This is a genomic window from Paenibacillus auburnensis (genome assembly GCF_927798115.1).
Classification (GTDB): Bacteria; Bacillota; Bacilli; order Paenibacillales; family Paenibacillaceae; genus Paenibacillus_AQ; species Paenibacillus_AQ auburnensis.
In genome coordinates this window covers 196,615-222,192 of record NZ_CAKMMG010000009.1, presented here as the reverse complement: position 1 = coordinate 222,192, position 25,578 = coordinate 196,615, and the positions used below count along the sequence as shown (strand labels likewise).

General features: G+C 50.4%; 21 protein-coding genes. 6 read left to right on the top strand and 15 right to left on the bottom strand.

What is annotated here, in order from left to right; genetic code table 11:
• The first annotated feature begins 205 nt into the window (after positions 1 to 205).
• Together L6H70_RS23630 and L6H70_RS23625 are read left to right on the top strand one after the other, a co-directional pair.
• Positions 206 to 1,918 (top strand): glycosyltransferase, encoded by a 1,713-nt coding sequence (locus L6H70_RS23630; RefSeq protein WP_236336603.1) that lies wholly within the window; start codon positions 206 to 208, stop codon positions 1,916 to 1,918.
• A gap of 70 nt (positions 1,919 to 1,988) precedes the next feature.
• Complete coding sequence (locus L6H70_RS23625; RefSeq protein ID WP_236336602.1) at positions 1,989 to 3,248, top strand: MFS transporter; 1,260 nt, start codon at positions 1,989 to 1,991, stop codon at positions 3,246 to 3,248.
• A 794-nt stretch (positions 3,249 to 4,042) separates the two neighbouring features.
• Here L6H70_RS23625 and clpB read toward each other — a convergent pair.
• The 4 genes from clpB to L6H70_RS23605 all read right to left on the bottom strand — a co-directional run bounded on the left by clpB (position 4,043) and on the right by L6H70_RS23605 (position 9,184).
• A complete protein-coding gene (gene clpB / locus L6H70_RS23620) occupies positions 4,043 to 6,694 on the bottom strand; it encodes an ATP-dependent chaperone ClpB (protein ID WP_236336601.1) in 2,652 nt (883 codons plus the stop codon).
• Positions 6,695 to 6,749: 55 nt separating this feature from the next.
• Positions 6,750 to 7,742 (bottom strand): DnaJ C-terminal domain-containing protein, encoded by a 993-nt coding sequence (locus L6H70_RS23615; protein ID WP_236336600.1) that lies wholly within the window; start codon positions 7,740 to 7,742, stop codon positions 6,750 to 6,752.
• Positions 7,743 to 7,975: 233 nt separating this feature from the next.
• On the bottom strand, positions 7,976 to 8,443 hold the full coding sequence (locus tag L6H70_RS23610) for an Hsp20/alpha crystallin family protein (protein ID WP_236336599.1): 468 nt from the start codon (positions 8,441 to 8,443) through the stop codon (positions 7,976 to 7,978).
• Positions 8,444 to 8,629: 186 nt separating this feature from the next.
• Positions 8,630 to 9,184, bottom strand: a complete 555-nt coding sequence (locus L6H70_RS23605) for a GNAT family N-acetyltransferase (RefSeq protein WP_236336598.1) — start codon at positions 9,182 to 9,184, stop codon at positions 8,630 to 8,632.
• 132 nt (positions 9,185 to 9,316) lie between these two features.
• Between L6H70_RS23605 and L6H70_RS23600 the strand changes: the two genes are divergently transcribed.
• Positions 9,317 to 9,847 (top strand): hypothetical protein, encoded by a 531-nt coding sequence (locus L6H70_RS23600; RefSeq protein WP_236336597.1) that lies wholly within the window; start codon positions 9,317 to 9,319, stop codon positions 9,845 to 9,847.
• Between the two features lie 1,194 nt (positions 9,848 to 11,041).
• Here the strand turns inward: L6H70_RS23600 and L6H70_RS23595 are convergent.
• The 5 genes from L6H70_RS23595 to L6H70_RS23575 form a co-directional block, all read right to left on the bottom strand.
• Positions 11,042 to 11,575, bottom strand: coding sequence for a hypothetical protein (locus tag L6H70_RS23595; protein ID WP_236336596.1), 534 nt, complete (start codon positions 11,573 to 11,575; stop codon positions 11,042 to 11,044).
• Between the two features lie 66 nt (positions 11,576 to 11,641).
• Positions 11,642 to 12,223 (bottom strand): hypothetical protein, encoded by a 582-nt coding sequence (locus tag L6H70_RS23590; RefSeq protein ID WP_236336595.1) that lies wholly within the window; start codon positions 12,221 to 12,223, stop codon positions 11,642 to 11,644.
• A gap of 805 nt (positions 12,224 to 13,028) precedes the next feature.
• Positions 13,029 to 13,946 carry a DUF3885 domain-containing protein gene (locus L6H70_RS23585; RefSeq protein ID WP_236336594.1) on the bottom strand — a complete coding sequence of 306 codons (918 nt, stop codon included), beginning with the start codon at positions 13,944 to 13,946 and terminating at the stop codon, positions 13,029 to 13,031.
• 143 nt (positions 13,947 to 14,089) lie between these two features.
• A complete protein-coding gene (locus L6H70_RS23580) occupies positions 14,090 to 14,527 on the bottom strand; it encodes a hypothetical protein (protein WP_236336593.1) in 438 nt (145 codons plus the stop codon).
• 245 nt (positions 14,528 to 14,772) lie between these two features.
• Positions 14,773 to 15,750, bottom strand: a complete 978-nt coding sequence (locus L6H70_RS23575) for a helix-turn-helix transcriptional regulator (protein ID WP_236336592.1) — start codon at positions 15,748 to 15,750, stop codon at positions 14,773 to 14,775.
• 123 nt (positions 15,751 to 15,873) lie between these two features.
• Here L6H70_RS23575 and L6H70_RS23570 point away from each other — a divergent pair, with 123 nt between their 5' ends.
• Both L6H70_RS23570 and L6H70_RS23565 read left to right on the top strand, forming a co-directional pair.
• Positions 15,874 to 16,299, top strand: coding sequence for a VOC family protein (locus L6H70_RS23570; RefSeq protein ID WP_236336591.1), 426 nt, complete (start codon positions 15,874 to 15,876; stop codon positions 16,297 to 16,299).
• Positions 16,300 to 16,547: 248 nt separating this feature from the next.
• On the top strand, positions 16,548 to 17,816 hold the full coding sequence (locus tag L6H70_RS23565; protein ID WP_236336590.1) for a S41 family peptidase: 1,269 nt from the start codon (positions 16,548 to 16,550) through the stop codon (positions 17,814 to 17,816).
• A gap of 15 nt (positions 17,817 to 17,831) precedes the next feature.
• On the opposite strand, the gene L6H70_RS23560 is transcribed toward L6H70_RS23565, so the two are convergent.
• The 3 genes from L6H70_RS23560 to L6H70_RS23550 are packed head-to-tail and all read right to left on the bottom strand — an operon-like array spanning position 17,832 to position 19,867.
• Positions 17,832 to 18,737, bottom strand: a complete 906-nt coding sequence (locus L6H70_RS23560; RefSeq protein ID WP_236336589.1) for a DNA-3-methyladenine glycosylase family protein — start codon at positions 18,735 to 18,737, stop codon at positions 17,832 to 17,834.
• Positions 18,718 to 19,299: a methylated-DNA--[protein]-cysteine S-methyltransferase gene (locus L6H70_RS23555; RefSeq protein ID WP_236336588.1), complete on the bottom strand. Its 582-nt coding sequence runs from the start codon at positions 19,297 to 19,299 to the stop codon at positions 18,718 to 18,720. The genes L6H70_RS23560 and L6H70_RS23555 overlap by 20 nt, the downstream gene beginning before the upstream one ends.
• Positions 19,268 to 19,867 (bottom strand): bifunctional transcriptional activator/DNA repair enzyme AdaA, encoded by a 600-nt coding sequence (locus L6H70_RS23550; RefSeq protein WP_236336587.1) that lies wholly within the window; start codon positions 19,865 to 19,867, stop codon positions 19,268 to 19,270. The genes L6H70_RS23555 and L6H70_RS23550 overlap by 32 nt, the downstream gene beginning before the upstream one ends.
• 195 nt (positions 19,868 to 20,062) lie before the next feature.
• On the opposite strand from L6H70_RS23550, the gene L6H70_RS23545 reads away from it, so the two are divergent.
• The gene (locus tag L6H70_RS23545) at positions 20,063 to 20,689 is read left to right on the top strand and encodes a hypothetical protein (RefSeq protein WP_236336586.1); all 627 of its coding nucleotides are present in this window, start codon (positions 20,063 to 20,065) and stop codon (positions 20,687 to 20,689) included.
• A gap of 119 nt (positions 20,690 to 20,808) precedes the next feature.
• On the opposite strand, the gene kdgT is transcribed toward L6H70_RS23545, so the two are convergent.
• From kdgT to L6H70_RS23530, 3 genes are all read right to left on the bottom strand, one after another.
• On the bottom strand, positions 20,809 to 21,813 hold the full coding sequence (gene kdgT / locus L6H70_RS23540) for a 2-keto-3-deoxygluconate transporter (protein WP_236336585.1): 1,005 nt from the start codon (positions 21,811 to 21,813) through the stop codon (positions 20,809 to 20,811).
• A gap of 145 nt (positions 21,814 to 21,958) precedes the next feature.
• Positions 21,959 to 22,888 (bottom strand): tripartite tricarboxylate transporter substrate binding protein, encoded by a 930-nt coding sequence (locus L6H70_RS23535; protein ID WP_236336640.1) that lies wholly within the window; start codon positions 22,886 to 22,888, stop codon positions 21,959 to 21,961.
• Positions 22,889 to 23,150: 262 nt separating this feature from the next.
• On the bottom strand, positions 23,151 to 25,472 hold the full coding sequence (locus tag L6H70_RS23530) for a helix-turn-helix domain-containing protein (RefSeq protein WP_236336583.1): 2,322 nt from the start codon (positions 25,470 to 25,472) through the stop codon (positions 23,151 to 23,153).
• Positions 25,473 to 25,578 lie beyond the last annotated feature (106 nt).

Sequence of the window (25,578 nt, the reverse complement as noted above, 5' to 3'; positions counted from 1 at the left end):
CACTCGTTGTTTTTGAATTATATATCGGAATACTCGGAATTACAATGAATGATTTTTTCAAATCTGTAACTCAAAGGAAATTAACAAAATTAGGGTTAGTCCCGTACGTCTCTAAATATATTGAATATATATAGTTCATATCATCTATTTGTGAATGCAAGGAGATGTTCTATACCATGATAACCCTATTCAGGAGGGTTCGGCTATGAGCGAGACTAAGACCCGGGTGCTGGTTGGCAGCCCGATTCACCAAAAACCGCAAATCCTGCAAGAGTTCCTAAATTCACTGCTGCGCCTGCGGCGTGAAGGAGTGACGCTGGACTTCTATTTTATCGATGACAATGAGGATGATGCCGCAAGTGAGCTGCTACGGCATTTCGACCCGGACGGCAGTGAGGTCTTCCACCAGTCCTCCGGCTTCCATGATGCGTATATCCGCAATGATAACACTCATTTCTGGAATTCCGACCTGGTCTGGAAAGTGGCCGGCTTCAAAAATCTGATGATCCGCCGGGCGGAGGCCTTCGGCTATGATCATCTGTTCCTGATTGATTCCGATCTGATCCTCCATCCTGATACGCTGCTTCATCTGATCCGGACGGAGAAGGATATCATTTCAGAGATATTCTGGACCCAGTGGCAGCCCGGCACCTTACTGCAGCCGCAGGTCTGGATGCATGATGAATACAACCAGTGGGAGATTCTCCCCGGGGAAAAGGTAGATCCGGAGGAGATCAACCGCAGATTCCAGCTATTCCTGTCCAGGCTCCAGCAGCCGGGAATTTATGAAGTAGGCGGCCTCGGGGCATGTACCCTGATCAGCCGCCGGGCCATCGAGTCAGGCGTCAGCTATGACCGGATCCCGAATATTTCCTACTGGGGAGAAGACCGCCATTTCTGCATCCGCGCCGCTGCCCTTGGCATTCCGCTCCATGTGGATACTCATTATCCGGCCCTGCATCTGTACCGGGACAGCGACCTGGCCAAGGTCCCAGACTACATCCGGCTTACAACCGCAGAAGTGACGGCGGGCGGATCTGAGTCCGAGACGGCAGACAAGGCCGGGGTAACGGCAGAACCGCAGCACCGGCCGGATCCGGAGCCTGCTTCCGTCATGTGGTCGGCGGCGGAAGCGGAGAACCGCCTTCATAAAGATCCGCTGTCCCAGACGGAGAAGTCCACTGATGCCGCTAAGACAGCCGCTTCGTCTGCGGCAGCAAAGCGGCCCAAGCTCACGCTGATGATGGCCGTCAAGAACGAGGCTCCCCGCTTCCTGCGGACAGTACTGCAGGAGCACCGCAAATACATTGACGAAGCTGTCATTATCGATGATGGCAGCACCGATGACACTGCGGACATATGCCGGGAAGTTCTACAGGGTATCCCGCTTCACCTTGTGCACAATACCGTCTCCAGGTTCTGCAATGAAGCCGAGCTACGCAAGCAGCAGTGGGAAGAGGTCGTCAAAACAAACCCCGAGTGGATTCTGAGCCTGGATGCGGATGAAATGTTCGAGACACGGTTCGCCGAGGATATTGAGATTCTGCTGCAGGAGGACAACTGTGACCTGTTCTGCTTCCGGCTGTACGATTTCTGGGACGACCATCATTACCGCGAAGACATGTACTGGCGCTCCCATCAGAGCTACCGTCCGTTCCTGCTCCGCTACCGGGAGGATTTCCCCTATGTCTGGAATGACTCACCGCAGCACTGCGGACGGCTTCCGGAGAATATTTTTGAATTGCCCCATCAGCTCAGCAATCTGCGGCTTAAGCATCTCGGATGGTCCCGGCCGGAATACCGGCTCGATAAATATAGACGCTATATGCAGCTGGACCCCGACGGCGTCTATGGATGGAAGGAGCAATATCAGTCGATTCTCGACCAGCACCCCAAACTGGTTCCTTGGACAGAGTGAACGGTGATATAATGGACCTCATGTGGTTTGGGCACCAAACCCAGTGATTTCATAATCCAGGAGGTACATCTTGAAGGCTGACATCCGTCCAACACCGGCATCATCATCCAAACGCAACTATATTCTGCAGCTGCTGACCGTATTTGTCGGCTTTCTGATTTTCGGCTTTTCTGAAAATATCAAAGGGCCCGCCATTCCGCGTATCCAGAGCGATTTCCGGCTGGATGAAATGCAGCTCGGGACGCTGCTGTCGCTGAACTCGCTCGGTTATCTGCTGGCCTGCACCTTCACTGCACTTTTAATCCGTAAAATCGGTATCAAGGCGGTAAGCCTGCTCGCCTTCGGCTCAATGGCTGTATCCGGCGTGTTCATCTTCCTGTCGCATAGCTACCCTGCGCTATCGAGCTCTTTTTTCCTGATGTATATCGGCAACGGGATGCTGGAGATTGGCCTGGCGGTGCTCGGCGCGCGAATTTTCGTGAAAAATACCGGCACGATGATGAATCTGTCCCATTTTTTCTATGGCCTTAGCTCTACCGTCGCACCGCTGATTTCTTCCGGGCTGATGACCGTCACGATATTTGGTCATTTGCTGGATTGGCGGGGCGTCTATCTGATTATTCTCATGTTATCCGTCCTCCCGATGATTCCGGCCTTTCTCGGCAAATTCCCGGGCGATGCCACGCTGACGGAGGATCGTATTCCCCTATCGTCCATCTCCCGTGATCCGGTGATCTGGCTGCTGGTCGCTGTCCTTTCCTTCGGCGTCATTTCGGAGCTGGCGGTCGGCGGCTGGCTGGTTAACTTTCTGGAAAAAGCCTACGGCTGGCGTTCGGCCTCTGCTGCGGGTATGCTGTCCGCCTTTTTCCTCTGCTTCACGCTGGCCCGGCTCATTCTCGGCCCTGTGACTGACAAAATCGGCTTCGCCCTCTCGCTGATCCTTTTCTCCGCCTTCTCGGGGCTGTGCACGTTCGCCGCCATCCTGCTCGGGGAATCCGGTGCTGTTCTGTTCGCCATAGCCGGTGTCGGCATCGCGCCGGTTTACCCGACCATTATGGCACTGATCGCCGACCGGTACCGCCAGGGCAGCGATACGGCGATTACCTTCATCGTCACCCTGATGGGCGTAGCCAGTGTGCTGGGCAACTACTTCATCGGTGCGATCACCGAGGGGATCAAGCAGCTATTCTCCTCCGGTGCCGAGGAAGGTGCCGGGCTGCTTCGCGGACTGCAGGCGGGCTACGGCTTCATCGGCCTGTGCGCCCTGCTCTGTTCAGCCTTCGCTTATCTGCTGTACCGTAACTTGCAGAAGAAGGGCGAGCTGCTGTAGGGACGGGAAGCGCGGCTGCCTTCGCCGCTGCTACTGTATTGAAAAACTAACCTTTTGAAATTTAAGGCTGACGGGCGGTTTGCCCGTCAGCTTTTGTTTGATTATCAGCTTTTGTATGGTCACCAGACGATTGTATTTTGTACAACAGATCCGCCGTAAAATGGCGTAAAATAGCTTTCTGCTGCATTTGGTGCAGTAGATTGTGGCCGGAACACCACTATTCCGCGAATCAGCGAATTCTGTTGTACGGAGTGCAATAGAAGGCCCCTATTCGGCCATTTGCCGTAAATCTGCTGCAGAATTTACAATAGATCACCTGTTATTCTTATCCATCCTTCGCACAATTGGCATCGCTGAGCACACATAGGCAGATCGCAGTTCAACCGGCAAAATCAAAGAAGCGCCTCACCTTCACTATGGAGTAATTGGTTCAAGTGAGGATCAATGTTACTCTAATTGCACTCTGTACAGCTATTTCGCGCTAAAAACACCCTGTTCGGCTTATAGCTGTATTCGGTGCAATTAAAAATCCCCTAAGCGGCACTTTCGGCTGAAGAGTATAAAAATAACTGCACTAAATACAGTTACACCAGCGGTATAAGAACTGCGGTGCGTGTAACTGTATGAAGTACAGCTATTTGCTTATTCGTATGGTTAAATTTCATTGTATCGTGTTGAAGTGGGTTGAGTTGGATTTATCTCACAGCGGAATAGCAGCAGACTGGCAGTAGACCGCACTGTGACCCGCGCGGCTTCGTAACCTTCTGCCTTCCTGCGAGCCGCAAGCAGCAGGCTTACGCCTTGCCCGCCGCTCCTGTTATTCCCGCTGCCTCCGGCCGCCGGATGGCTACATTCAGCCGGCCGTCCGCCTCATCAACCGCCAGAATTGAGCCTTCCTCCGCTTCCCCGGCGATCAGTGCCCGTGCAACAGGGGTCTCCAGGCTCCGCTGGATGAAGCGTTTCAGCGGTCTCGCCCCGTAGACCGGATCGAAGCCCTCCTGGGCAATGAACCGCACCGCCGCTTCGCTCAGCGTAAGGCCGATGCCCCGTTCAGCCAGCCGTGTACGTAAACCATCTGCTAATTTGACGACGATCTGCCCGATTTCACCCAGTGTCAGCGGCTTGAACATCACAATATCATCTACCCGGTTCAGGAACTCTGGGCGGAAATGGCCGCTCAGCTCCTTCATCACCCGGTCTTTGACCGCCTGCGTCAGCTCCCCGTTATCATCCGTACCCTGGATGAGATGCGGCGAGCCGATATTAGAAGTCATAATAACAATCGTGTTCTTGAAATCCACGATCCGGCCCTGGGAATCGGTCAGCCGCCCGTCATCCAGCAGCTGCAGCAGGATGTTGAAGACATCGGGGTGCGCCTTCTCCACTTCGTCCAGCAGCACAACAGTGTACGGCTGGCGGCGGACTGCCTCAGTAAGCTGGCCGCCTTCCTCATAGCCGATATATCCCGGAGGCGCACCAACCAGACGGGAGACGCTGTGCTTCTCCATGTACTCCGACATGTCGATGCGGATCATTCCGTCTTCCCGGTCGAACAGCGAGACGGCCAGCGCTTTGGCCAGCTCCGTCTTGCCGACACCAGTCGGCCCGAGGAACAGGAACGAACCGATCGGACGGTTCGGGTCCTTGATTCCGGCACGGGCTCGCAGCACGGCGTCGGCCACCAGCGACACGGCCTCCTCCTGGCCGACTACCCGCTCATGCAGCGTCTCCTCCAGCCGCAGCAGCTTATCCCGCTCGCCTTCCACCAGTCTGCTGACCGGAACACCGGTCCAGCGGGACACGATATCGGCGATCTCCTCTTCAGTCACGGCCTCGCGCAGCAGCCGGCTCTCCTGATCCTGCTGGGCCGCTTCCTCAGCAACCTTAACCTGCTTCTCCAGCTCGGGAATGATCCCGTAGCTCAGCTCCGCCGACTTATTCAGGTCATAGACCTCCTGCGCGTCAACCAGGTCTTTACGGGCCTGCTCCAGTCTTTTTTTCAGGTCGCGGATGCCCTGAATCGCTGACTTTTCCTTCTCCCAGCGGGCCGTCATGCCCAGATGCCTTTCCTTGAGGTCGGCCAGCTCCCGCTGCAGATTCTCCAGACGGCGGGCGCTCGCATCGTCCGTTTCCTTCTTCAGCGCAGCTTCTTCAATCTCCATCTGCATCAGGCGGCGGGTAACCTCATCCATCTCGCCCGGCATGGAGTCAATCTCGGTACGGATCATCGCACAGGCTTCATCGACCAGATCAATTGCCTTATCCGGCAGGAAGCGGTCGGTGATATAGCGGTTGGATAACACGCCCGCAGCAACCAGTGCACTGTCATGGATTTTAACCCCATGATGCACCTCGAACCGCTCCTTCAAGCCGCGCAGAATCGAAATCGTGTCCTCGACATCCGGCTCGCTGACCAGCACCTGCTGGAAGCGGCGCTCCAGCGCGGGGTCCTTCTCAATGTATTTGCGGTATTCATCCAGCGTTGTCGCTCCGATACAGTGCAATTCGCCGCGGGCCAGCATCGGCTTCAGCATATTACCGGCATCCATCGCGCCTTCAGTTTTACCCGCTCCGACAATCGTGTGCAACTCATCGATGAAGAGGATGATCCGGCCGTTGCTCTCGCGGATCTCCTTCAGTACGGCCTGCAGCCGCTCCTCGAATTCCCCGCGGTATTTGGCCCCGGCGACCAGAGCGCTCATATCCAGTGAGAAGATCGTCTTATCCTTCAGCCCCTCCGGCACGTCCCTGCGGACAATCCGGTGGGCAAGGCCTTCGACAATCGCTGTCTTCCCGACGCCGGGTTCTCCGATCAGCACCGGGTTATTCTTCGTCTTGCGGGAGAGGATGCGGATCACCCGGCGGATCTCCCCGTCGCGCCCGATGACGGGGTCAATCTTGCCGGCCCGCACTTCGGCCACCAGATCCCGGCCGTACTTCTCCAGCACCTCATAGGTGGCTTCCGGCTCCCGGCTAGTCACCCGCTGATGGCCGCGGATGTCCGCCAGCACCTCCAGCAGCTTGTCGCGGGTCACGCCGCGGCTGGTGAACAAACCGCGCAGCTCGCGGTTCGCGCTGCCGGTATCGGACACCATCGCCAGTACGGCGTGCTCCACGGCCACGAACTCATCTTGCATCGCGGCCGCTTCCTTCTCTGCCTGATCCAGCACCTCCAGCAGCGATGCCGCGGCGTAGCGCCGCATCGTACCTGCACCCGATCCGCTGACACTCGGCTTCCGCTGCAGCAATTCCTCCGTGCCGCGCAGCAGCTCGGCTGCGGGAATGTTCATCTTCTGCAGCAGGCGCGGCAGCAGACCTTCATGCTGCTGAAGAAGGGCCTTCAGCAGATGGAGATGTTCAATCTCCTGATGGCCGCCTGCCGCAGCCAGCGACTGTGCCGCGGCGACGGCTTCCTGCAGCTTTTGCGTTAATTTATTGAAATCCATGGTCTTCAGCACCTTTCCTCTGGAACTTGTTTCTTATATATTATTACCCTGGCTGTTACCCCATGGCGGCCTTCTGCCGCCGCGTTCCGCCGCCATGCCGTTTCGCTCCGGCCTGGAAGCTGGAGGCTTCAGCCAGCTTACGGTATAGATTCTTCTCTGCGATGCTGGTATCCGGCGGAATTACTATTTCAATAACGAACAGAATGTCGCCGTTCGCTCCGCTCTGGCGCTTCAGCCCCTTGCCGGGAACGCGCAGCGTTCGGCCGCCTGCTGTTCCGGCCGGAATCTTCAGCTTGATGCTGCTGCCGTCAGGCAGCGGAACCTTCGCCTCCCCGCCGAGCACAGCCTGCCATGGTGCAATTTCAACCGTACCGTACAAGTCGCCGTCTTCCGCCTCGTAAATTTCATGCGGGGCAAGATGCAGCACAATCAGCAGGTCACCGGCCCCGGCTGCACCTTTCTCTGCGCTGCCCGGCACCCGGATGACCGTTCCTTCCGCAGAACGCGCCGGGATGCTTACCGCAACATCCTTTCCGCCCACCTGCACCCTGACGTTTCCGCCCTTATAGGCCTGCTCCAGCGTAACCTCCAGCTGGGCCTGCATCATTCCTTGCGTTCCACCGAAGCCGCTGCCGCTGCCGGAGAAAAAATCAAACCCGGACCGGTCCGCCGCGCCCCGGCTGCCAAAGAACATACTGAACAAATCCTCTTCGGGAATCCCGCCGCCGGTAGAGTAACTTCCGCTCCAGCCCGCACCAAACGGCGACTCCCGGCCTGGACCGGACGAAGCCCCGCCGGTTCTCCAGGCTCCCGACTGCCCGGGCCGGCCTGCCCCGTAACGAAGCTCCTCATCATAAGCTTTGCGCTTTTCTTCGTTGCCGAGCACTTCGTAGGCTTCCGCTGCTTCCTTGAATTTCTCTTCAGCGCCCGGAGCCTTGTTGACATCGGGATGCCATTGTTTGGCCAGCTTCTGGTAGGCTTTTTTGATCTCCTGCCTGCTCGCCTGTTTGCCTACGCCAAGTGCATCATAGTAGTTTTTTGCCGCCACCATGGCCCTCTCCTTTCGCTAATTTCCTATACGAATCCGCTCACCTATTTATTCTATCCGTTTCCTCAAAAAAGACGCACTATAGCCGGTATCCCCACTACAATGCGCCTTTTTATGAACTACTATATGAAAAGCCCGGTGAAGCTGCCGTGACTGCGGAGCTCAGAGGGGACTTCGGCTGGCCGCCGGCCCGGAACCCACTGCTTCAGCACCTTCGCGCAGACTTGAACAGCTTACTGAAGCTGCGGCCCGGATGTACCGTGGTCCTGAATCTCGATGCGCTTGCCGGCTGATTTTTGCCGTTTTGGCACCTCAAGCGACAGCAGCCCGTCTTTCAGTGAGGCGCGGATTTCGTCATCGTTAATATCCTGCACATAGAAACGGCGGACATACTCACCGTAGCGGCGTTCGCGGCGCACGATCTTGTGATCTGCGTTCTCCTGGCTGTTCTCATCTTTGCGCACCGCTTTAATCGTCAGATAAGGGTTGGCATAATCAATGTCGATTTCTTCTTTTTTGAAGCCGGGCAGTTCAGCCTCAATCAGATACGCCTGCTCACTTTCGCGGATATCCGTCCGGAAAGACAGGGTGGAGCTGGTCATCGGGGCAAAAAAGTCATCGTTGAACACTTCATTCAAGGACTTTGCCAATGCACCAAATACGTCATCTCTGCGTTTTCCAAAAGGAACCAAATCAAACATCGTTCATTCTCCTCTCATTGACTTTTAATTTGACTTTGACTTTATTTGACCTTATGGCTTTATTATAGCCCCGCCTCCGCTTAACCTCAAAACCGGTATACGCCAAAAAACCGGGAAATCCCGGCATTTCGGCTGATTTGGCAGACATTTTTTTGGTGTAATTAACTTTTTGACCTATTTTGACCTTTATTTTAAATAACGCTCCCGGTACTCATTCTCGAGCATGCTCATCATTACAACATCATGGTACTCATGATTATAAAAAAGCGTCTGCCGCCGCACACCCTCCCGGACAAATCCGACGCTCTCATACACATGGGCAGCACGGCTATTGTACGAATAAACCTCCAGCTCAATGCGGTGCAAATTCAGAATTCCGAAGCCGTAGTCAAGCATCAGCAGCAGCGCTTCCCGGCCATACCCCTTATTCTGATGCTGTTCATGGCCAATGGCCAGACGCAGGCCGGCGGTGCGGTTGCCCCGGTCTATATCCTGAATTGCGATGTCGCCGATCACCTCATCCGTCTCTTTAAGGGCAATCAGCAGCAATACGGCACTGTCATCCCCTGCTTTACGGTCGATATATGCTGAAATCTGCTCTTTGTTGATATGCCTCTGCGTCCCTGTGAGCCTTCGTACCTCTGCACCATAGAACATATGGTAATACAGTTCGGCATCCTCCCCGTTCAGCGGGCGCAGGTATACTTTATCCCCAAATAATAAACCAGACTGTTTGCTCATTGTTCCATCTCCTGTCTCTTTTGGTAGCTCTATGGTATTACAAATCTGGATACTATAAAATAGACAAAACTGTTCGATTTCAAAAGAAGGTCGGAGCATCCGATGCCGCCTAAAGCAGAGAGAGGTGCAAACATGACGCTTAACCATTACCTGGGATCAGACAGACCGCTGCCCGCCGGAAGTTTCGGCTATGTATTCTCGTACCAAAAGTACGCGGACATCCCTAAATCCGATGATCCCAGTGCGCTTCACAACATCATTGATCTATCCCATTTGAATGATACCCTTTTCCAGGTGTTTGAGAGTGATCTGGATGCGGCCGGGCTGGAGATCGCAGACGTGACCGCCTTACCGTGGAGGCAGAAGCTGCTTATAACTAAACCTTATGTGTATGGGATAAGCGGTTCTTTTACTATTAGTAAGGAGATGAGGGAGCAGAGTCCCCTGTCTTTTGAAATCGGGCGAAAATGCATCGGACTGCTGCTCTCCCACATGAATGACCATATGGAGGAAGGGGAATCCATGGAAATCTACTCTTGCTGGGATAGTGAGCTGGAGATGGACAGAAACCCGGAGCTCGACTCTACCCTTCATCTGCCGGACTTTCAGCTGGGAGACGTCTTCGAACTGGCAGACAAGCAATTGATCCGGGTCACCAAATAGTTAGCGCCTCTAGCGTGACGGGTCAGCAGTTACTACTGAGAAAAGAAAATAAAGTGTTAGACTGTATCTGTTGAATTTGCAAAGCCAATTGTTTTCTGGCGGCTGCCTTCGTGTCTTGATTGAACTAACATTTCCCGTTAGTGTAATGACTTAGAATTCTTATTTTTTCTGTACTTATAAATAGCCATTGGTGTATTGATAACGCCGATAACTAGCATTGAAATCAGAGGGAGGATTTGTATGAACTTCGGAGTTGAGTCGCCATCCCCTACAGGACCTACCTTAGGCTGATTTGCATCCGAGTAACCGTAAACCAAAAATACTATGGGGAGAACCACACACACCAGAGAAAAGAAAAAGTAAATACCATACCTATTCAACTAGTCACCCCATTTTGTTCAGTACCTTTACCATTTTATTACGAGTTTAAACTATCCTGCCCGTTAACAACCTTTGCTTAATTTTTATCTCTTATCTCACGCAGGGTTACTTCAATTCTCTCCATCTTTCTTAACATTGAATATTGATTCCCGATCAAACCGGCAAGACCAATGACTATTACAATTACTATCAAGAGTACCATGCATATCCTCCCATAGTTTGATTTTTTCTCCTTATTTTATTGTAACATTTATTCAATAAACTGTACTTCAACGAGAAATGGCAGCCGATCATATGACCGATTTCTTTCGATAACCTTGAGCTATAGCCTCCATTTAGTGAAACGTTTTTCTATGATAATTGGTTAATTTTTTTCTTTTTTCGAATAATAATGGCCGCTAAAATGCAACAAAATGCCCCCGAAAAGCTTGCAATTATCGGTATTACGTTGTTCATATAGACTCCCTCCATTGTTCTCACTGCTGACTCAATTCCATTTTAACCCACAACAGACTAAGCTTCATGCAAACTGCCCATTAGCTTAAGAGTAAATGTGCTTATATACTGGTGATTTAGAAATAGAGCCTTGTTTAACTCAATGGGTTTGCCCTCAAGCATGTGCTGTCGATATCCACAGCCTTCGATTCTTACAGGCTTAAATTACGTATATGTTTAGTCAACAAAACCAATTCCAACTTAAGCTCATAACAAAACCTCCCTTTAAAAGCTATTAAATCTAGTTTGCTTCTGAAGAGAGGTTTTAATCTGCCTGATGTATTAAATTATCGTTTCCCGTTAGCTCAACAAACTTATCTAATCATCAAACTGCTTAATAAATTTTTCATTGTACAGACCCTTTTGGATGAGATTATCAATTTTTTCTTTTGGAACGCTTACTGACAAGTCTCCCTCCCACGCTTCCCAGTCTACAAAGACAATAAAATCATCAGTTATATCTAAGATTTCATTCCATTCATATTCGTTTAGTCTCATGGATACTTCAAACATAATCTGTTCTGTTTGCTTCCACCATTCACCGTAATAATCATCGGGATTAAACATGGAGATAAATACTTTTTCTTTTTCTTTCAACTTTTCATCAGTCAGTTCATTCTGATACTTTGCAGGCTGTTCGCCTGAATTAAAACAAAAACCTGAACTTTCAAAGCATTCTTGGCGATATTTAACCAAACCCAATTGGATCAGGCTAACTAGCGGGGCGTAATCGTCTCTATAAAGGGCGATAAAGCATATTTTTTCATCATTGGGTTTATCAATCTCTGCTACTGCCTTCGGAATCAAATGGATTAATTCATTAATAATCTCTTGTTTTAGTTCTTCGCCCATCGTACACCTCTTGTACCTTAGGATCTGTTGCAAAATGTGGCTCAACTGAAGGCTTCCTACAGGGCTTTAAACTTTAATTACATTTTTGTAGAAACCATCGTCCATTTCGGGAGAATCAGCAGAAATCCAAGCATAATTGAGAATACCAAGCTTCTCAGCAATCTGATAGGCACATGGGCTCTCCATAGCAAAGATAACTTCGGGATCTTTCGTAAATAGTACTTCCAAGTCAGATGAATCATTACCAGCCTCTTCGACTAGTTTTTTGATAACATCCAGGTCGAAAATTTCGTCGGAAGGAGCACTTACTTCCCCATCACCAAACATCTCAATTAACTCCTCTTCATCGAAATCAAAATCCTCGATATCCGTCTCGTCCCAGGAACAGTCAAATTTAAAAATAAGAGTAGACTGCCTGAAAATGGACAGGCTCCAACCGTGGTCCTCGGCGTACACATAATGGACAAGCAAATCTTTATTGGATTCAACAATAGAGTCTGATGGTCTAAATTCATCTCCCAAGATTACGAACGTAGTCCACCGACTGTCATCTTCAAATACAAAACCCTGTTCACCTGCATGGTTGATGAGTTCAATTGCTTTTTCTTTGCTACCCAACAAATGATAGCTTTGACTAAATTCGCTCATTCGGGTTGCTCCTCAAAATAGGATAGGCATTAGAGAATATGTAGATAATTCCTTGATTTAATAATAACTGGAGGTTTCTATCTTACTCAACTATTAAATTATACTTTTTGGCCTAATCATTGTAGCTATCCTGCCCAATAGCCTAAACGGCTACCGATCTACCGGCAACCTTCTGTCTTTACGTTTTAGATCTGTTTGTTGAGCTATCGTTTCCCGTTAGCGTAATTGCCGTACCTTTACTTTATGTCAAGAAAGTTGTTTTTCTAAGAAAGCCCATAAGTATCCTACAAGAACCACAACTACTACATGAATTAAAGGAAATATAGGTGCCCATATGCATCTATTTTTGTTTTTTAAATACAATACAAGACAAACACTGTACGATATTGGATAAGAACTAGAAAGAAATAAAAATAGTCCTACAATAATTATCAAGAATACATTCTCATTTCCTGTCCTCTCTCCAGCTATTGACATTATGTCTGCTAATAGAACGAATGGATATAACAACAAAGGTATACCACCCAACATAAAAAAAACCGTATTCTTGGACACTTAGCACCTCTTAGCTATAAGGAATTGTATTAGTATAGATACTAATATTTCAGTTTCTCAAATCATCAAATTTTGACTCCTTTATTTTTGGATAAAAAGAGTATTCGTCCCCTAAGTAGAGTTTCCTTTAATTGTAACCATCCTGCCCGTTAGCTTAATGACAGAAAGAGCAGTTGGCTCGGCGGCAAACTGCTCCTGGATCGCTGAACTAACGTTCCCCGTTAGTTCAATGATTGTAGGTTCCACTCATTTAGAACGCTCTTGCTATTTCCCAGCTACAATATACTCCTCCATATTTTTTAGAGTATAGGTTCATAAGCTCACTCTGATAATTAATAAGTGCCAGCGCCTCTGTCTTTGTAACTTGGTAAACGGAAGTATCCTGATCTTTGCTTTGAAGCCTCAACGTGAATCCCGTTCCCCCGATTTCCTCTTCGAACTGTTTGCTCTGATCATTTGGAATCTCAAGCATATGCGAAATATGACAAGTGTTATTACTATATAGATTAATGTCAGTTGATTTCACTTTTAGCTCATTGGCATATTGACGTGCTGACCGCTCTGTCTCTGTCTCGAAAACACCTGCGAGCCCTTCTTCAAAAACATTGTCAATATGTATACGATCATAATCAAGGATCCAACTGCGGTACTGGTAATACAATGGCAGTAAGCTTTCTTTACTCACACCATATACATCACAACCACGGTCATCGTAAATATACAACAAGATTTGTTTTGTTGAATTAAATAGCATTACATTGCCGTGTACGCGTGGTTTCCTGCCAAAATCTTGATTAGCAATAGCAGTTAGCAGGTATGACATTTTTATGTCTTCGAACTTCACTCGAACTCGATACTCGCTGGTTACCATTTGTTCATCATCTTCATATTCGTAGGGAATCACTTGGTGTTCTAGGTTTTTTACTGTTTGTTTTGTTTTAAAAAAACGGTGCATATCAAGCTTTTCGTGCTTACTTTTTTCTTTCAAGTAGCTAATGCGATTGATCACATGAACTTCGTCATTTTCTGAAAAGAGAAAGTTACATATGCTGCTTGAGCGTTGCATTACCTCATTAAAGTATGCTTTTTCCTCAAGAGCAACTGGTCCAAGTTCAAATCTTATCCAGTATTTTTGCTTGAACATATTATTAACTACACTGGTTTTCATATGCTGCCTTTCGTTAACACGTAATTTTTTTGGAACTTGCTAACTATTCGTGTTTCTAAGAACCTCTTATATCAACTTATTGCAAGTTTTACGGAGTATAAGCTAACACTTGGAGCCCCTGCGCTATTGAACAATAGTTCTCGTTAGTCTAAATGATTTCTCCTTAAACAATCAATGAAGGCATCCAATACGTTAACCGCAAATTGATATTGTTCAGAATCTGACTGGGTATAAAGGATATTCTCTAAATCATTCTCCAAGTCTAAGAGTCTATTCGAAATTTCGGTTATTGGAGGATCAGGCATTAAAGCGGTGTTTAATCTGCTCTGTAATTCTTCTATGCCGTATTCCTTATTCTTAAAACGTTTGACTAAGATTTCGTAATGATGAATGCCTATGGGTATCCAATTTATTGGTATATCGCTTGAGTTTTTTGCGCATTCTTTAGCTTCCTGTAGTGAATCGTGCATAGTGCTACCGATAACATTCCAATCCAAGTCCCAAGAGAATAAACAGTACCCTCTGGCACCTTCATATTTAGCTACTGCGAAAGCAGGTGATAGCCACTTTTTTGTTATCATGTTCGAACAAAACATATCCGTAATTATTGCAATGCTCGTTTGCTGTATAAATCAAAACATTTGCTCCATCCAGCAATGGTGGCACTGTCAAGTTATTCACCCGCTTTCGCGAAATTGAATTGTTCGTCTATAAATTCTGCAAACTAATACTCAAATTAGCGTCCGCTAGTCTACTACCTTTTTCCCCAGTCTACAACTTTATTTTCTTAGGACATTATTGCGCTCATCACCTGCCGCCGCACGGCTTAGCTGTATTTCCTCAGCATTCCTGCAAGCATGTTCTTCAGCTCCTCCACCAGCTCAGGCGGCCCCTGTACCATCGCTTCATTGCCGAGGCCGATGATAAACTTAGCGAAGAACCGGAGGTCGTTGCCGGGAACCTCCCCCTCCAGCCAGCCGGAGCCGTCCTCACGGGTATGCAGCAGAGAATCTGACCACACTTCCGCTTCGCAGGCCTGCACCCCTTCACCCGTCAACTCAATGTACAGCCGGATCTGATTCCGGCTTTTTTTCGTTTGCAGCCCCTTGTCCTGCTCCGACGTACCGTAATCATTCCTGTTCCCCAAATGGACCTGCCGCAGATCCAGTGGTGTCAGCCCCGAGGAATCGTAGTCTACCGAGTGAATCCGGTCGCAGCGGAACACACGGATATCCTTGCGCAAATAACAGTACGCCGGACAATACCATAACCCGCTGCTGGCATAAATACCAACCGGCTGAATCGGCCGCAGGCCGCGCTCGCCTTTGGATTCGTAATCGATGAGCAGCACCTTTTGCCCGATGCCAGCTTCCAGCAGGATCGACAGGTACGGGAACTCCGCCTGCCGCGCCGGGGTCAGGAAATCAATCCGGTTCTTCAGCTCATCAATCCGGTCACGGACATCCCCGGACATATAATTATAGAACTTGTGCAATGCGGAAAGAGACTCTTCCTTAAAGGGCAGGTACTTGTAATGGCGCAGGGCATGGCTGGCAAAAAAAATCGCCACCGCCTCCTCCTCCGTAAAGGCAATCGGCGGAAGAATCCGTTCGTTCAGCACCTGATAGCCCCCGTGCGGGCCCACCTCCGAATACAGCGGCACCCCGAGTTCACCCAGCTCCTGCAGGTCCCGAAGAATAGTTCGCGTAGACACCCCGAATTCATCGGCCAGCTCTCTGACCGTAAATTTGCGTTTGCGGTTCACGGTCATCATCAGGTCCAGCAGCCGCTTCGATTTAGACATGGCATAGACCCCATTTACTTTTATATTCATGACAATAACTGTCACTATTATAGTCTACAATGAAATCAAAGCCCAGCAGAAGCGGGCTGATCTACAACTAAACAAGACAAGGAGCGATTAAAAATGACGATCGAAGTAAATCCGTTTATCCTGCTTGAAGGAACTGCGCGCGAAGCGGTTTCTTTCTATCAGGAGAGTCTAGGCGCACATCTGATGTTTATGCAAACGGTGGGAGAAGGCCCACAGAATCCCGAATCCCCCCTGTCGGACGAAGATAAAGCGCGCATTGCCCATTCTGTGCTGAAGATTGGCGAGACCACAATGTTTATAGCCGATCTGGAACCGGGGCAGACGCGGCAGACCGGCAACGGCCTCAATCTCTGTATTTCCACTGATACCGCTGAAGCCTCTGAACAGCTTTACAACACCTTGAAGGAAGGCGGACAAGTCGATATCGAGCTGGGCCCCGCCTATTTCAGCCCGGCCTACGGTATGGTTACCGACAAGTTCGGCGTGACCTTCCAGATCTTCACGAAGCGGCCGCGTTAAACCAACCGCAAGCAAGATTATGATGAGATGAACATCCGCTGTGCGGCGTCATTTCAAGACAAAATGCCATGACTTTCTACTGGAGTAGAGCGTCGTGGCATTTTGTCGTTTTTACGATAATTAAAGATTTGGCTTATCCTTAAAAATTAAATAATACCCATAAAATCAATTATTTGGTAAAATTATGTTTGTTTTTATATTTTCACAAATACATAAAACGGAGAATTCCTATGAACAAGAAAAATCTAATGAACAAGAACATTTTTAAGACCAGGAAAACAGGCTTTGCTATCATTACCACACCCTTAATCTGCTTGCTGTCCGCCCTACTCTTATCCTCCTGCAGTCCGAAGAGCAGCCTTACCCTGGACTGGAAACCAGACTTACAGCTCGTGAAGCAGGAAATGCGCCAGAAAGAGGTAAGTCTTGCAACGAACAGCGGGCGTGCCGCGGCATTCAGCAGCAAGATCGATGAAATGATCGGCAGACTCCCGGACTATGACAATGATGACCAGGTTAAAATTGATCTATCCCAGGCGATTGCTTCGCTGGGTCAGGTGCACACCAATCTAGGGCTGGCGGAGGAAAAGGTGCTTCCGTTCAGGCTGTATATGTGGCAGGGCCGCTTATACGTTACCGACACAATTACCGGCTATTCGGAGGTTCTATACACAGAGCTTACAGAGATTAACAGTCAGCCTGTCAGATCTATAATTGCTCAGCTTACGGATGTCATCTCCCGGGATAATGAACAAGGACTACTGTTGAACATCCCGCGCTACATCATTAGGCCATCCATATTGCATGGGCTGGGGGTCATAGAGGACAAGAATGAGATCAGCCTGACCTTCAAACAGGAGGATGGAACGGATATCCAAAAGTCGGTTCAGCCGGTTTCCCAGAACGACAGTACACTGAATTTAATCAGTCCGTATAAGGATACTTTATTGTCATCAATCAACAGTAAACGAAATTACAGCTTCACGAATTTGTCCGCAGAGCAGACGTTGTATGTGGCGTATAACAGTTGTGAGGAAGATCCTGAATACACGATCAAGCGATTTGTACAGGACATAAAGACATCACAGAAGGCTTCGCCGGTGCAGAAAGTCATTGTGGATTTGCGGGCTAATTCCGGAGGGAATTCAAGTGTTATACATCCACTGATGACAAGCTTATTGCAGGATCCGGTACTCAAAAATCACGTGCTTGTCCTTATTGGGCGCGGCACCGCTTCTTCAGCGATGCTGAATGCCTATGAATTCCGTGAGAATCTGCAGGCTAAGCTATTGGGTGAGCCAACCAACGGCGATCCCAATAAGCCGGGGGAAGTCCAGTTTTTGCAGCTGCCGGAGACCGGCCTCACCGTCACTTACAGCACCAACGAGTTCCATTTCTCTGCTACTACGGATGATGCGCTGATGCCCGATATACCCGTGGACTATACAATCAGCGACTATAGAGAAGGGATCGACCCGGTACTCAATGCCGCGCTGGCCTATCGCTTTCAAGACTGACGCCTTTCAATACTTTCAATACAGTGCCCGCCACAAATAAAAGGTAGCGTAAGCCTCCCACCCATGCCAAGGCACCGCAAATTCCAGCAGCTCGGCTGGCGTAGGCTTGCGGTCCATGCCGGTGAGGAATTTCACCGCATTCTGCAGGCCCACATCGCCTACAGGGTATGCGGTGGTATCGCGCAGGCAGCGCATCCGCACATACTGCGAGGTCCAGGGCCCGATTCCGCGGAGCTTCAGCAGCCGCTGCTCGGCGGCTTCCGGGGTCGGCAGGGCCAGCAGCTCTTCCCGGCTGAGTCCGCCTCCGGCAATCAGCGCAGCTACCTCCAGCACGGTCCGCGCTTTGTTGCGGGTCAGCTGCAGGCTGCACAGTTCTTCCTGTGTGACCGTCAGGAACACCTCCGGCCGCGGAAAATGATAATAGGTGTGTCCTTCCCACTCCAGCGACTCCCCGTATTCAGCGGTGAGCCGCTGCTTCAGCCTGTAGGCAAAGGCCAGATTCACCTGCTGTCCCAGTATCGCCCAGCATAAAGCTTCGAACAGATCGGGGATCCCGATGATCCGCAGTCCCCGCTCACTTACTGCCAGCGGCCGGAGCAGCGGGTCTACATCAGCGATCCGGTAGAACGGGGCCAGATCGCGGTCCAGATCGAACCACTCCACAATATAGCGGGCCAGATCTGCTATGGCCTCCGCGCCAGGACGGACACCGGCCAGTAAGGTAGCCTTCAGGCGCAGCGGCTGATCCTCCGCTACGGTCAACCTGACCAGCACCGGCGCTCCTTCCAGAACAAACAGCCGGTTGACCCCCTTGCTATCGGAACGGAATAAACATTCCAGCGGCGAGCGGTTCATGTAGGCCAGACAAGCGCCCAGGTCAAAAAACTCCGGCAGCGGCAGCTCAAAAAGCAAATCGTTCATGACCCGCCGCCCCCACATGCGTAATGCCTTCCAGCGCCAGCAATTCCTGCTTCAGCTTCAGGCCGCCCCGGTACCCGGTTAATGTGCCGTTAGCGCCAATGACCCGGTGGCAGGGAACAATAACCGGTATCGGGTTCTGCCCGTTGGCCGCGCCCACCGCACGGACTGCCAGTGGTCTGCCGATCTGCACGGCAAGCTCCTTATACGTAGCAACGCCGCCGTAAGGAATCTGCGTCAGCCCTGTCCAGACCTCCTGCTGAAATGCTGTTCCCCACAGATCAAGCGGAAGGCCGCTGAAGCTGACCGGATTTCCGGCGAAATAGCTCTCCAGCAGATTAGTAACCCCCATATCGGCAAAAACTTCCGCATTCTCTTCCAGCTCATGAGAAGGGGCATACATATTCAGCCAGCCATCCGGCAGGCGGCCCTGATCCTGCTCATAGGATACCCGGATCAGCCCCTTATCACTGGCCCATAAGGTCCATCCCCTGTTCCCGAGATTCAGCGTATGATGATAGATCTTAACCGGCTTAGCGGTTACGCTGTTCCTGATGTTCTTCATGAGAATTCCCTCCCTTGTATTGATTACGGTAATCTGTCGGCGGCACGCCGTTTTTGCGGGCAAACCAGGCGGCGAAATGGGATGCGCCCTGAAAGCCGACCGCCCGCCCGATTTCAGCAACCGGCAAATCCGTTGTTGCCAGCAGCCCGCAGGCCTTCGCGATCCGCAGCTGATCCAGCTTCACGGCTGGAGACTGTCCGGTTACACGTGTGTAGGTCCGTTGCAGGTGAAACGGGCTGACTTTCAGCTGCTCAGCCAGCACCGGCAGCGTCAGCTTCTCTGCAAGCTGCGCCTCCATAATGGCGTCCGCCTGGGCGGCAAGCACCGCATCGGGCCGGAGCACGCCGCCTTCCTCCGGGCGGCATCGTTTACAAGGGCGGAAGCCGGCACGGGTCGCCTCCTCTAAAGACGTATAAAACTCTACATTTCCGGCCTTAGGCGTTCTGGCCCGGCAGGACGGGCGGCAGACAATACGGGTTGTAAGCACCGCTGTATAATACACCCCGTCATAAGTCGGTTCACGTTTAACTACTGAATCATAGATGCGCTCAAATGTTATCTGGTCCATGTGAAATCACCTCATACCGCAAGTATAAACGATTGCTTTTCCCTTATGCAGCCATTTGGAATAGGAGAGCAAGATTACGACAGTATGCCGCTGCCCGGTAGCCTTCGACTTAAATGCTGCTGCCTGCCCAGGATTTCCCTTTTAAGATATGGTAATATTATAATAATTTCCATTAATTTGAATCAGGAGGGACCTATGCGTAAATTCACATGGCTGTTAGGCAGTATCCTTCTTTCCATTGCCATAATATCCGGATGCAATTCAAATCCGTCCGGGAGCAATAATCATCCTGAAAGCGCAGCTCCTGCCAGCGAAAGCGCCGCACCCGCACCGCAGAGCACAGCACCGGCTGCCGAGTCCGCCGCCCCAGCTAAGGAAGGCATTTCCTCCGCTGAACTGGAGGCAGCCATGAAAGCCGCCACCGAATATAAGAGTGCCGAGTACACGGTCAAAGCCTCTGCAGATATTATGTCTATCGAGTCTATAGAGCAGCGTAACGAAGTTATGAAGCCTTATTTTACAGCGGATTTCTACCAAAAAGCAGTCAGCACCCGCTACACCGCCCTGCCCTTGCAGGTCGTCCACAAGCAGCAGCTCTCGATCCAGCCTGACAACCTGCAGCTCACACTCAGTGACGGCCACAAGCAGGATATCGCCGAACTGAAGTATACCGTGGATCTTGTACTGCTGAATGAGAAGGGCCAGGAGCAGCAGCGTGTGCCGATGGAGGGAATTTTGACGTTATTTAAGATCGAAGGAGCGTGGCTGGTGCAGGGTGACCGGTTCGACAATGCTGCATTCAGCAAGCTCATAAACGGATAGGCTATATAAAAAAGAACCCTCCGGATAACGCCATTACAGCGTACGGAGGGTTAATTTATCTCTATCTCTCTAATTTATTTCTTTATAATATATAAAATTACAGTTGTTAGATGAATTTATTATATTGCTGCCTTCTGAGCTGTCAGATCAGAGGGGCCATCTGTTACCGGAGGATTTTTCTTCTTCATATAGCCGGAATAGTAGGCCGTAATGATCGGAACAAGAATCGAAGTCACGATTACGGAAGCGGCTACCAGCGCGGTTGCAGTTTCTGCTGCGGGCAGGAATTCCGGCTTCATATTTGCGACCAGCATCGGGTTGGCTACAGCCGCACCTGCGGTACTGGAAGCAGCGAGTCCGGCGGTACCGTTACCGCGGCCAATGAACTTGTCAGCAAGAATCAGCGGTACACCAGTAATAATGATGACTACAAGGCCTAACAGAATGCCCAGCAGACCTGTATCTACAATGACACCAAGGTCAATCGAGCTACCCAGTGCGAAACCGAAGAATGGAATGAGTGTCTGTGTTGCTTTGCCGAAATAGGCACGAAGGTCATGATCAAGGTTACCCAGCAGAAAACCAACCAGGAACGGAAGCACTGCGCCCACGAACACATGGGGTTCAAATACGGCTACACCGGTACTGCCCAGAATCAGCATGGTAACAAGCGGGCCGGATTCAAGAGACATCAGTACGAAGGCACCGGACTCTTCTTTGGTACCGTACTGCTGCATAATGGAGGCATACAAGCCGCCGTTAGTCATATCCATTGCGGAGATAATTGCCAGTACCGATAAGCCGGCGAAGAATCCGGTCTGCACACCGCCCTCAGGCAGGAACTGGACAGCAATCAGGGCAACAACCCAAGCCACAGCGATTTTGGTCAGCACCAGTGTACCGGATTTGCGCAGTACTGTTCCTGTTGCCCGTACATCAATCGCGGCGCCCATACAGAAGAACCAGACGGCCAGAATCGGCACCGTACCTGTCATAAGGCCTTTCGTGAAGCCGCCAAAATATTCGCCCGCGTTCGGGAAAGCCGTGTGAATAATGGCTCCGAGGAACAGCGGCACCAGCATCATTCCGCCGGGAATCCGGTCGAGTGTCTTTTTAATTTTCATATCGTTTGATCATACCCTTCGTCTAATATGGTTAAGAAATCGATTAAATTAATTTACATTTTTTACTTATTATTCCTCGTTGGGGCGCAGCAAACCAGTCCCCGGAGTTTCCCCCTGAGATTATTTGCCTGACCGCGCTTTCATTTCAGTTACGGCTTAGCCCGAGCTCCGGAATCATTTTGGAGAATAAATCGTCACTTTCCTTGAGCTGCCGCGAGAACGCCTTACCGTCCCTAACCAGCAGTCCAAGTCCGTTCATTGTCATAGCTTCGCGGAAGGTTCTGTCTTCCGTTCCCTTAATAAAGGCCTGTGCCAGCAGATCCGCAATGGCATCCGGTGTATCCTTTGGTACAGCAAGCCCTCTCCATGTACTGGTGAAGTTCACATGTATTCCGGTCTGTTCCTCCAGCGTAGGCACGTCCGGCAGCGCTTCCGAGCGTTTGTCGGCATTAACGGCCAGCGTCCGCAGCTTTCCTTCATCCACGTATTTCTTCACCTCGGCAGGACTTACCGGTACCGCATCGACAAAACCGTCCATCAAGGCAGAGACGGCAGGCCCCGCACCTTCAAAAGGAATATGTGCAAACTTCACACCTGTTTCCCGTTCCAATGTTACGGCGGCTAAATGCCAAATGCTCCCCGTTCCTGCGTTTCCCATTTTCAATTCACCTGGATGCGCTTTCGCAAAGTCGAGAAATTCATTTACGGTTTGCCACGGCGCTTCGGCTCTTACGGTAATGGCGGAAGGATCAAAATTCGTTTGAGCGATAGGTTTAAACTTCTCATAAGTAATCGGCAATAGTCCCAAATGCGGCAGAATCGTTAGTTCAGCCGGCAAAAACGTAACCGTATAACCGTCAGCCTTGGCATTTGCACCCTCCATGAGTCCGACAGAACCTCCGCCGCCTGTGCGGTTAAGTACAATGACTGGCTGGCCCAGAACTTTCTCCGTAGCTTTGGCTAAAGCCCTTGCTGTAGTATCTGTTCCGCCGCCGGCGGCATATGGCACGATTAATGTGATCGGTTTCTTGGGGAAATCGCCACTTGTGCTCCCGCTGCTGTTATATCCGTTCATGCGGGCTAAGGTGAAGAGAAGCACAGCCATAATTACGGCTGCTGATCCAATCGCTATCTTTGTCGTCCGTTTCACAAGCCATCCCTCTTTCTCCATTCTTGTGTTGGGCAACTGACCGGAAGCGTTACTATATATATTCCGTTCTATCCCCTGTGCTCCACCCCCTGAATCCTTTGGACATCAGCTGCGTTTTTGGCAGCTGTGAAAGTTTTCTCAAATAGAACATTACCGTATACAGAGGGTGGGCGGCAATCGTATTATCTTATTCCGAATCCTCAGAAACGCCGGAACCATGCGGTTTTGGCAGATCTGCATACTGATTGGAAGATTTGCTGTTCTCCCGGAACTTGCCCGGTGTTATCGATTTGCTCTTACGGAAGACACGGATGAAGCTGTTCTCGTTCTGGTAGCCGACAAGCTGGGCAATCTCGGATACTTTGAGGCTACTGCCCTGCAGAAGCTCGCAGGCTTTGTCCATTCTCAGGTTGGTCAAATAGTCATAAAGGGTCGTCCCGGTCTCTTCCTTGAAGATCGTGCTTACCGAGGACACACCCATATTCACATGGGCGGCGATATCCTGAAGCCCGATATTCTCCTGCAAATGAGTCTCCATAAATTCAATCAAATTCTGCACCAGTAAATATTCCTTGGACTGCCGGTGTACTTCAAAGGCACTCGACATCTGGTCAACAATACTGCACAGCATCTCTTCTATATCGTTAAGATCAAGAGTCGTAACCTGATACCAGGTATAATCCGCCAGCTCCGCCGGGAGCGTGTACCCTCCGGATGCGGTAATGTTGATAATTTCCTCCAGCAGATCATTCAAGACACGAATAATCTTCTGCGGCTGGACTTCTTTTTTGCGTAGTTCGGCCGACCATCGATGCACCCACTGCCGGCCTGTAGCAGCATCGGAAACTCTCAGTGCATGCAGCACTTCCTGCTTCCAGGCATCATCAGCTGCCCCGCTGCCCTCATCCAGCCTGCCCTCCAGCCCGGAATAGTCGCGGACACGTCCATACCCTTCATACAGGCGATAGGACAACGCCATTTCAGCTTCCGCATAGGACCGGGCTACCTGCGCAATCACCGGGGCCTCAGTACCGATCCCTATGGATACGGATATTTGGAGTACCTCGGCTATAATATCAGCCAGTTTCAGCGCTTCTTCATGCAGATTCTGACTGTCGCTCCCGCCTTTGGACTGCAGCAGCAGGGCCACACAGTCCTTCCGGGGTGCCGTCGTAACAGTCCGCCAGGAAGGCTCGAAAAACTCAACTACTATATTATTCATCGCATATTTAAGCAGCTGCTGATCCTCTTCGGTGTAAGCTGCCACCCAATGTGAATGACGGTCGATGGAAATGATCAGACTTTCAAAGGGGCCAGGTTCCCAGCCGGCAAAATAATGCTCCCACTTGGTTTCCGTTTCCTGCTTGCCGATACTCCGGGTAATCAGGTCGCTGAGGAATTTGGAGCGCAGCTCCGGGAGACTCCACTCCGCGACCAGTGATTTACTCTGGAAATCCCCGACCAGCTTGCCGATTACCGGTTCCAGATCATAGAGATTGCCGTGGCCTGTCCCCTTTTCCTCAGGGCTGAGCAGCTTGCTGATCCGTTTAAGCGGCCGGAAGGCGGCAAAATTGTAATAATAAATCGCCGAGCACCCGACCGTGATCGAGATCAGCGACAGCATCAGCATCATATTGCGTGCTGTGGTTACATTCTTCAGCAGTTGCTTCATCGGAACCAGCGAAACCAGCCGCCAGCCGGTGACATTGGAGAAGGCCTGATTCGCCATATAAGCCTGCCCTTCAATTTGGACATGGGCGAACGGGCTTACATCGATTTCGGACAGGACATCCTTCATTTCCTCCAGCGGGAAAGGCAGATTGAGCTTCGGATAGATCAAATCTCCCTCCAGGTTGTACACAAACTGATAACTGGACAGATGGGTGTACATCTTGGAGAACAGCGTATCGTAGTCGAGATCAATCAGCACTGCGCCGGTAACCTCGCCGTTCTGGACAATCGGCCTGGCGAGCGAGAGGAGCTCAGTATTGGTCAAACGGGTATCCGTGCCGGTATAGAGCCTTCTTTTGATCAGGAGCGGCTTCTCCTTAATTTCCTCTAGCCATTCGCTCCAGGCATGCTCCGGCGCATCCTCCCAGGAGGCCCTGTAGCCATATCCGCTTGAAACAACGGAATGATCCTGAAACTTAATCACACTGATCGAATGGATATCCGGTTCCGCCACCAGTGTATTTAGCACATTTTGCGGCTGCGCTGCGGCGATCCCGGCATGCTCGGCATCTGTAGAAATATAAGCCAGGACCTCCGGGTTAAACGATAAATCGACCGCTTTGTTATCCGCTTCCCGGAATGCCCGGTTCGTCACATCCAGATTGATCTGCAGCAATTCAACATTCGGTGTATTCAGTTCCGTATCCAGCGCCTGCCGGTACTCTCTGTAGGAGAAAAGGGCAATGATCGTGATGCATAGTGAAACACTTAATGTCAGTATAAGAATCAGACGGTTCTGTTTATTGTTAAGCAGGTATTTCAGTTTAAATCGCAACATGGGTAGTGCTTCATCCTTCCGCTATATAGATTGAACTTAAAAGAATAATCCCAAGTTCAATTTATTACATCCCTTGAGTATCAGACCTTAGAGCAGCAGGGTTGTC

Bases quoted from the DNA above. Each gene is read 5' to 3' on its own strand.
- L6H70_RS23630 (WP_236336603.1), top strand. From the start codon at position 206: ATGAGCGAGACTAAGACCCGGGTGCTGGTTGGCAGCCCGATTCACCAA.
- clpB (WP_236336601.1), bottom strand. From the start codon at position 6,694: ATGGATTTCAATAAATTAACGCAAAAGCTGCAGGAAGCCGTCGCCGCG.
- L6H70_RS23610 (WP_236336599.1), bottom strand. From the start codon at position 8,443: ATGTTTGATTTGGTTCCTTTTGGAAAACGCAGAGATGACGTATTTGGT.
- L6H70_RS23605 (WP_236336598.1), bottom strand. From the start codon at position 9,184: ATGAGCAAACAGTCTGGTTTATTATTTGGGGATAAAGTATACCTGCGC.
- L6H70_RS23600 (WP_236336597.1), top strand. From the start codon at position 9,317: ATGACGCTTAACCATTACCTGGGATCAGACAGACCGCTGCCCGCCGGA.
- L6H70_RS23595 (WP_236336596.1), bottom strand. From the start codon at position 11,575: ATGGGCGAAGAACTAAAACAAGAGATTATTAATGAATTAATCCATTTG.
- L6H70_RS23590 (WP_236336595.1), bottom strand. From the start codon at position 12,223: ATGAGCGAATTTAGTCAAAGCTATCATTTGTTGGGTAGCAAAGAAAAA.
- L6H70_RS23585 (WP_236336594.1), bottom strand. From the start codon at position 13,946: ATGAAAACCAGTGTAGTTAATAATATGTTCAAGCAAAAATACTGGATA.
- L6H70_RS23580 (WP_236336593.1), bottom strand. From the start codon at position 14,527: ATGATAACAAAAAAGTGGCTATCACCTGCTTTCGCAGTAGCTAAATAT.
- L6H70_RS23575 (WP_236336592.1), bottom strand. From the start codon at position 15,750: ATGTCTAAATCGAAGCGGCTGCTGGACCTGATGATGACCGTGAACCGC.
- L6H70_RS23570 (WP_236336591.1), top strand. From the start codon at position 15,874: ATGACGATCGAAGTAAATCCGTTTATCCTGCTTGAAGGAACTGCGCGC.
- L6H70_RS23565 (WP_236336590.1), top strand. From the start codon at position 16,548: ATGAACAAGAACATTTTTAAGACCAGGAAAACAGGCTTTGCTATCATT.
- L6H70_RS23560 (WP_236336589.1), bottom strand. From the start codon at position 18,737: ATGAACGATTTGCTTTTTGAGCTGCCGCTGCCGGAGTTTTTTGACCTG.
- L6H70_RS23555 (WP_236336588.1), bottom strand. From the start codon at position 19,299: ATGAAGAACATCAGGAACAGCGTAACCGCTAAGCCGGTTAAGATCTAT.
- L6H70_RS23550 (WP_236336587.1), bottom strand. From the start codon at position 19,867: ATGGACCAGATAACATTTGAGCGCATCTATGATTCAGTAGTTAAACGT.
- L6H70_RS23545 (WP_236336586.1), top strand. From the start codon at position 20,063: ATGCGTAAATTCACATGGCTGTTAGGCAGTATCCTTCTTTCCATTGCC.
- kdgT (WP_236336585.1), bottom strand. From the start codon at position 21,813: ATGAAAATTAAAAAGACACTCGACCGGATTCCCGGCGGAATGATGCTG.
- L6H70_RS23535 (WP_236336640.1), bottom strand. From the start codon at position 22,888: ATGAACGGATATAACAGCAGCGGGAGCACAAGTGGCGATTTCCCCAAG.
- L6H70_RS23530 (WP_236336583.1), bottom strand. From the start codon at position 25,472: ATGTTGCGATTTAAACTGAAATACCTGCTTAACAATAAACAGAACCGT.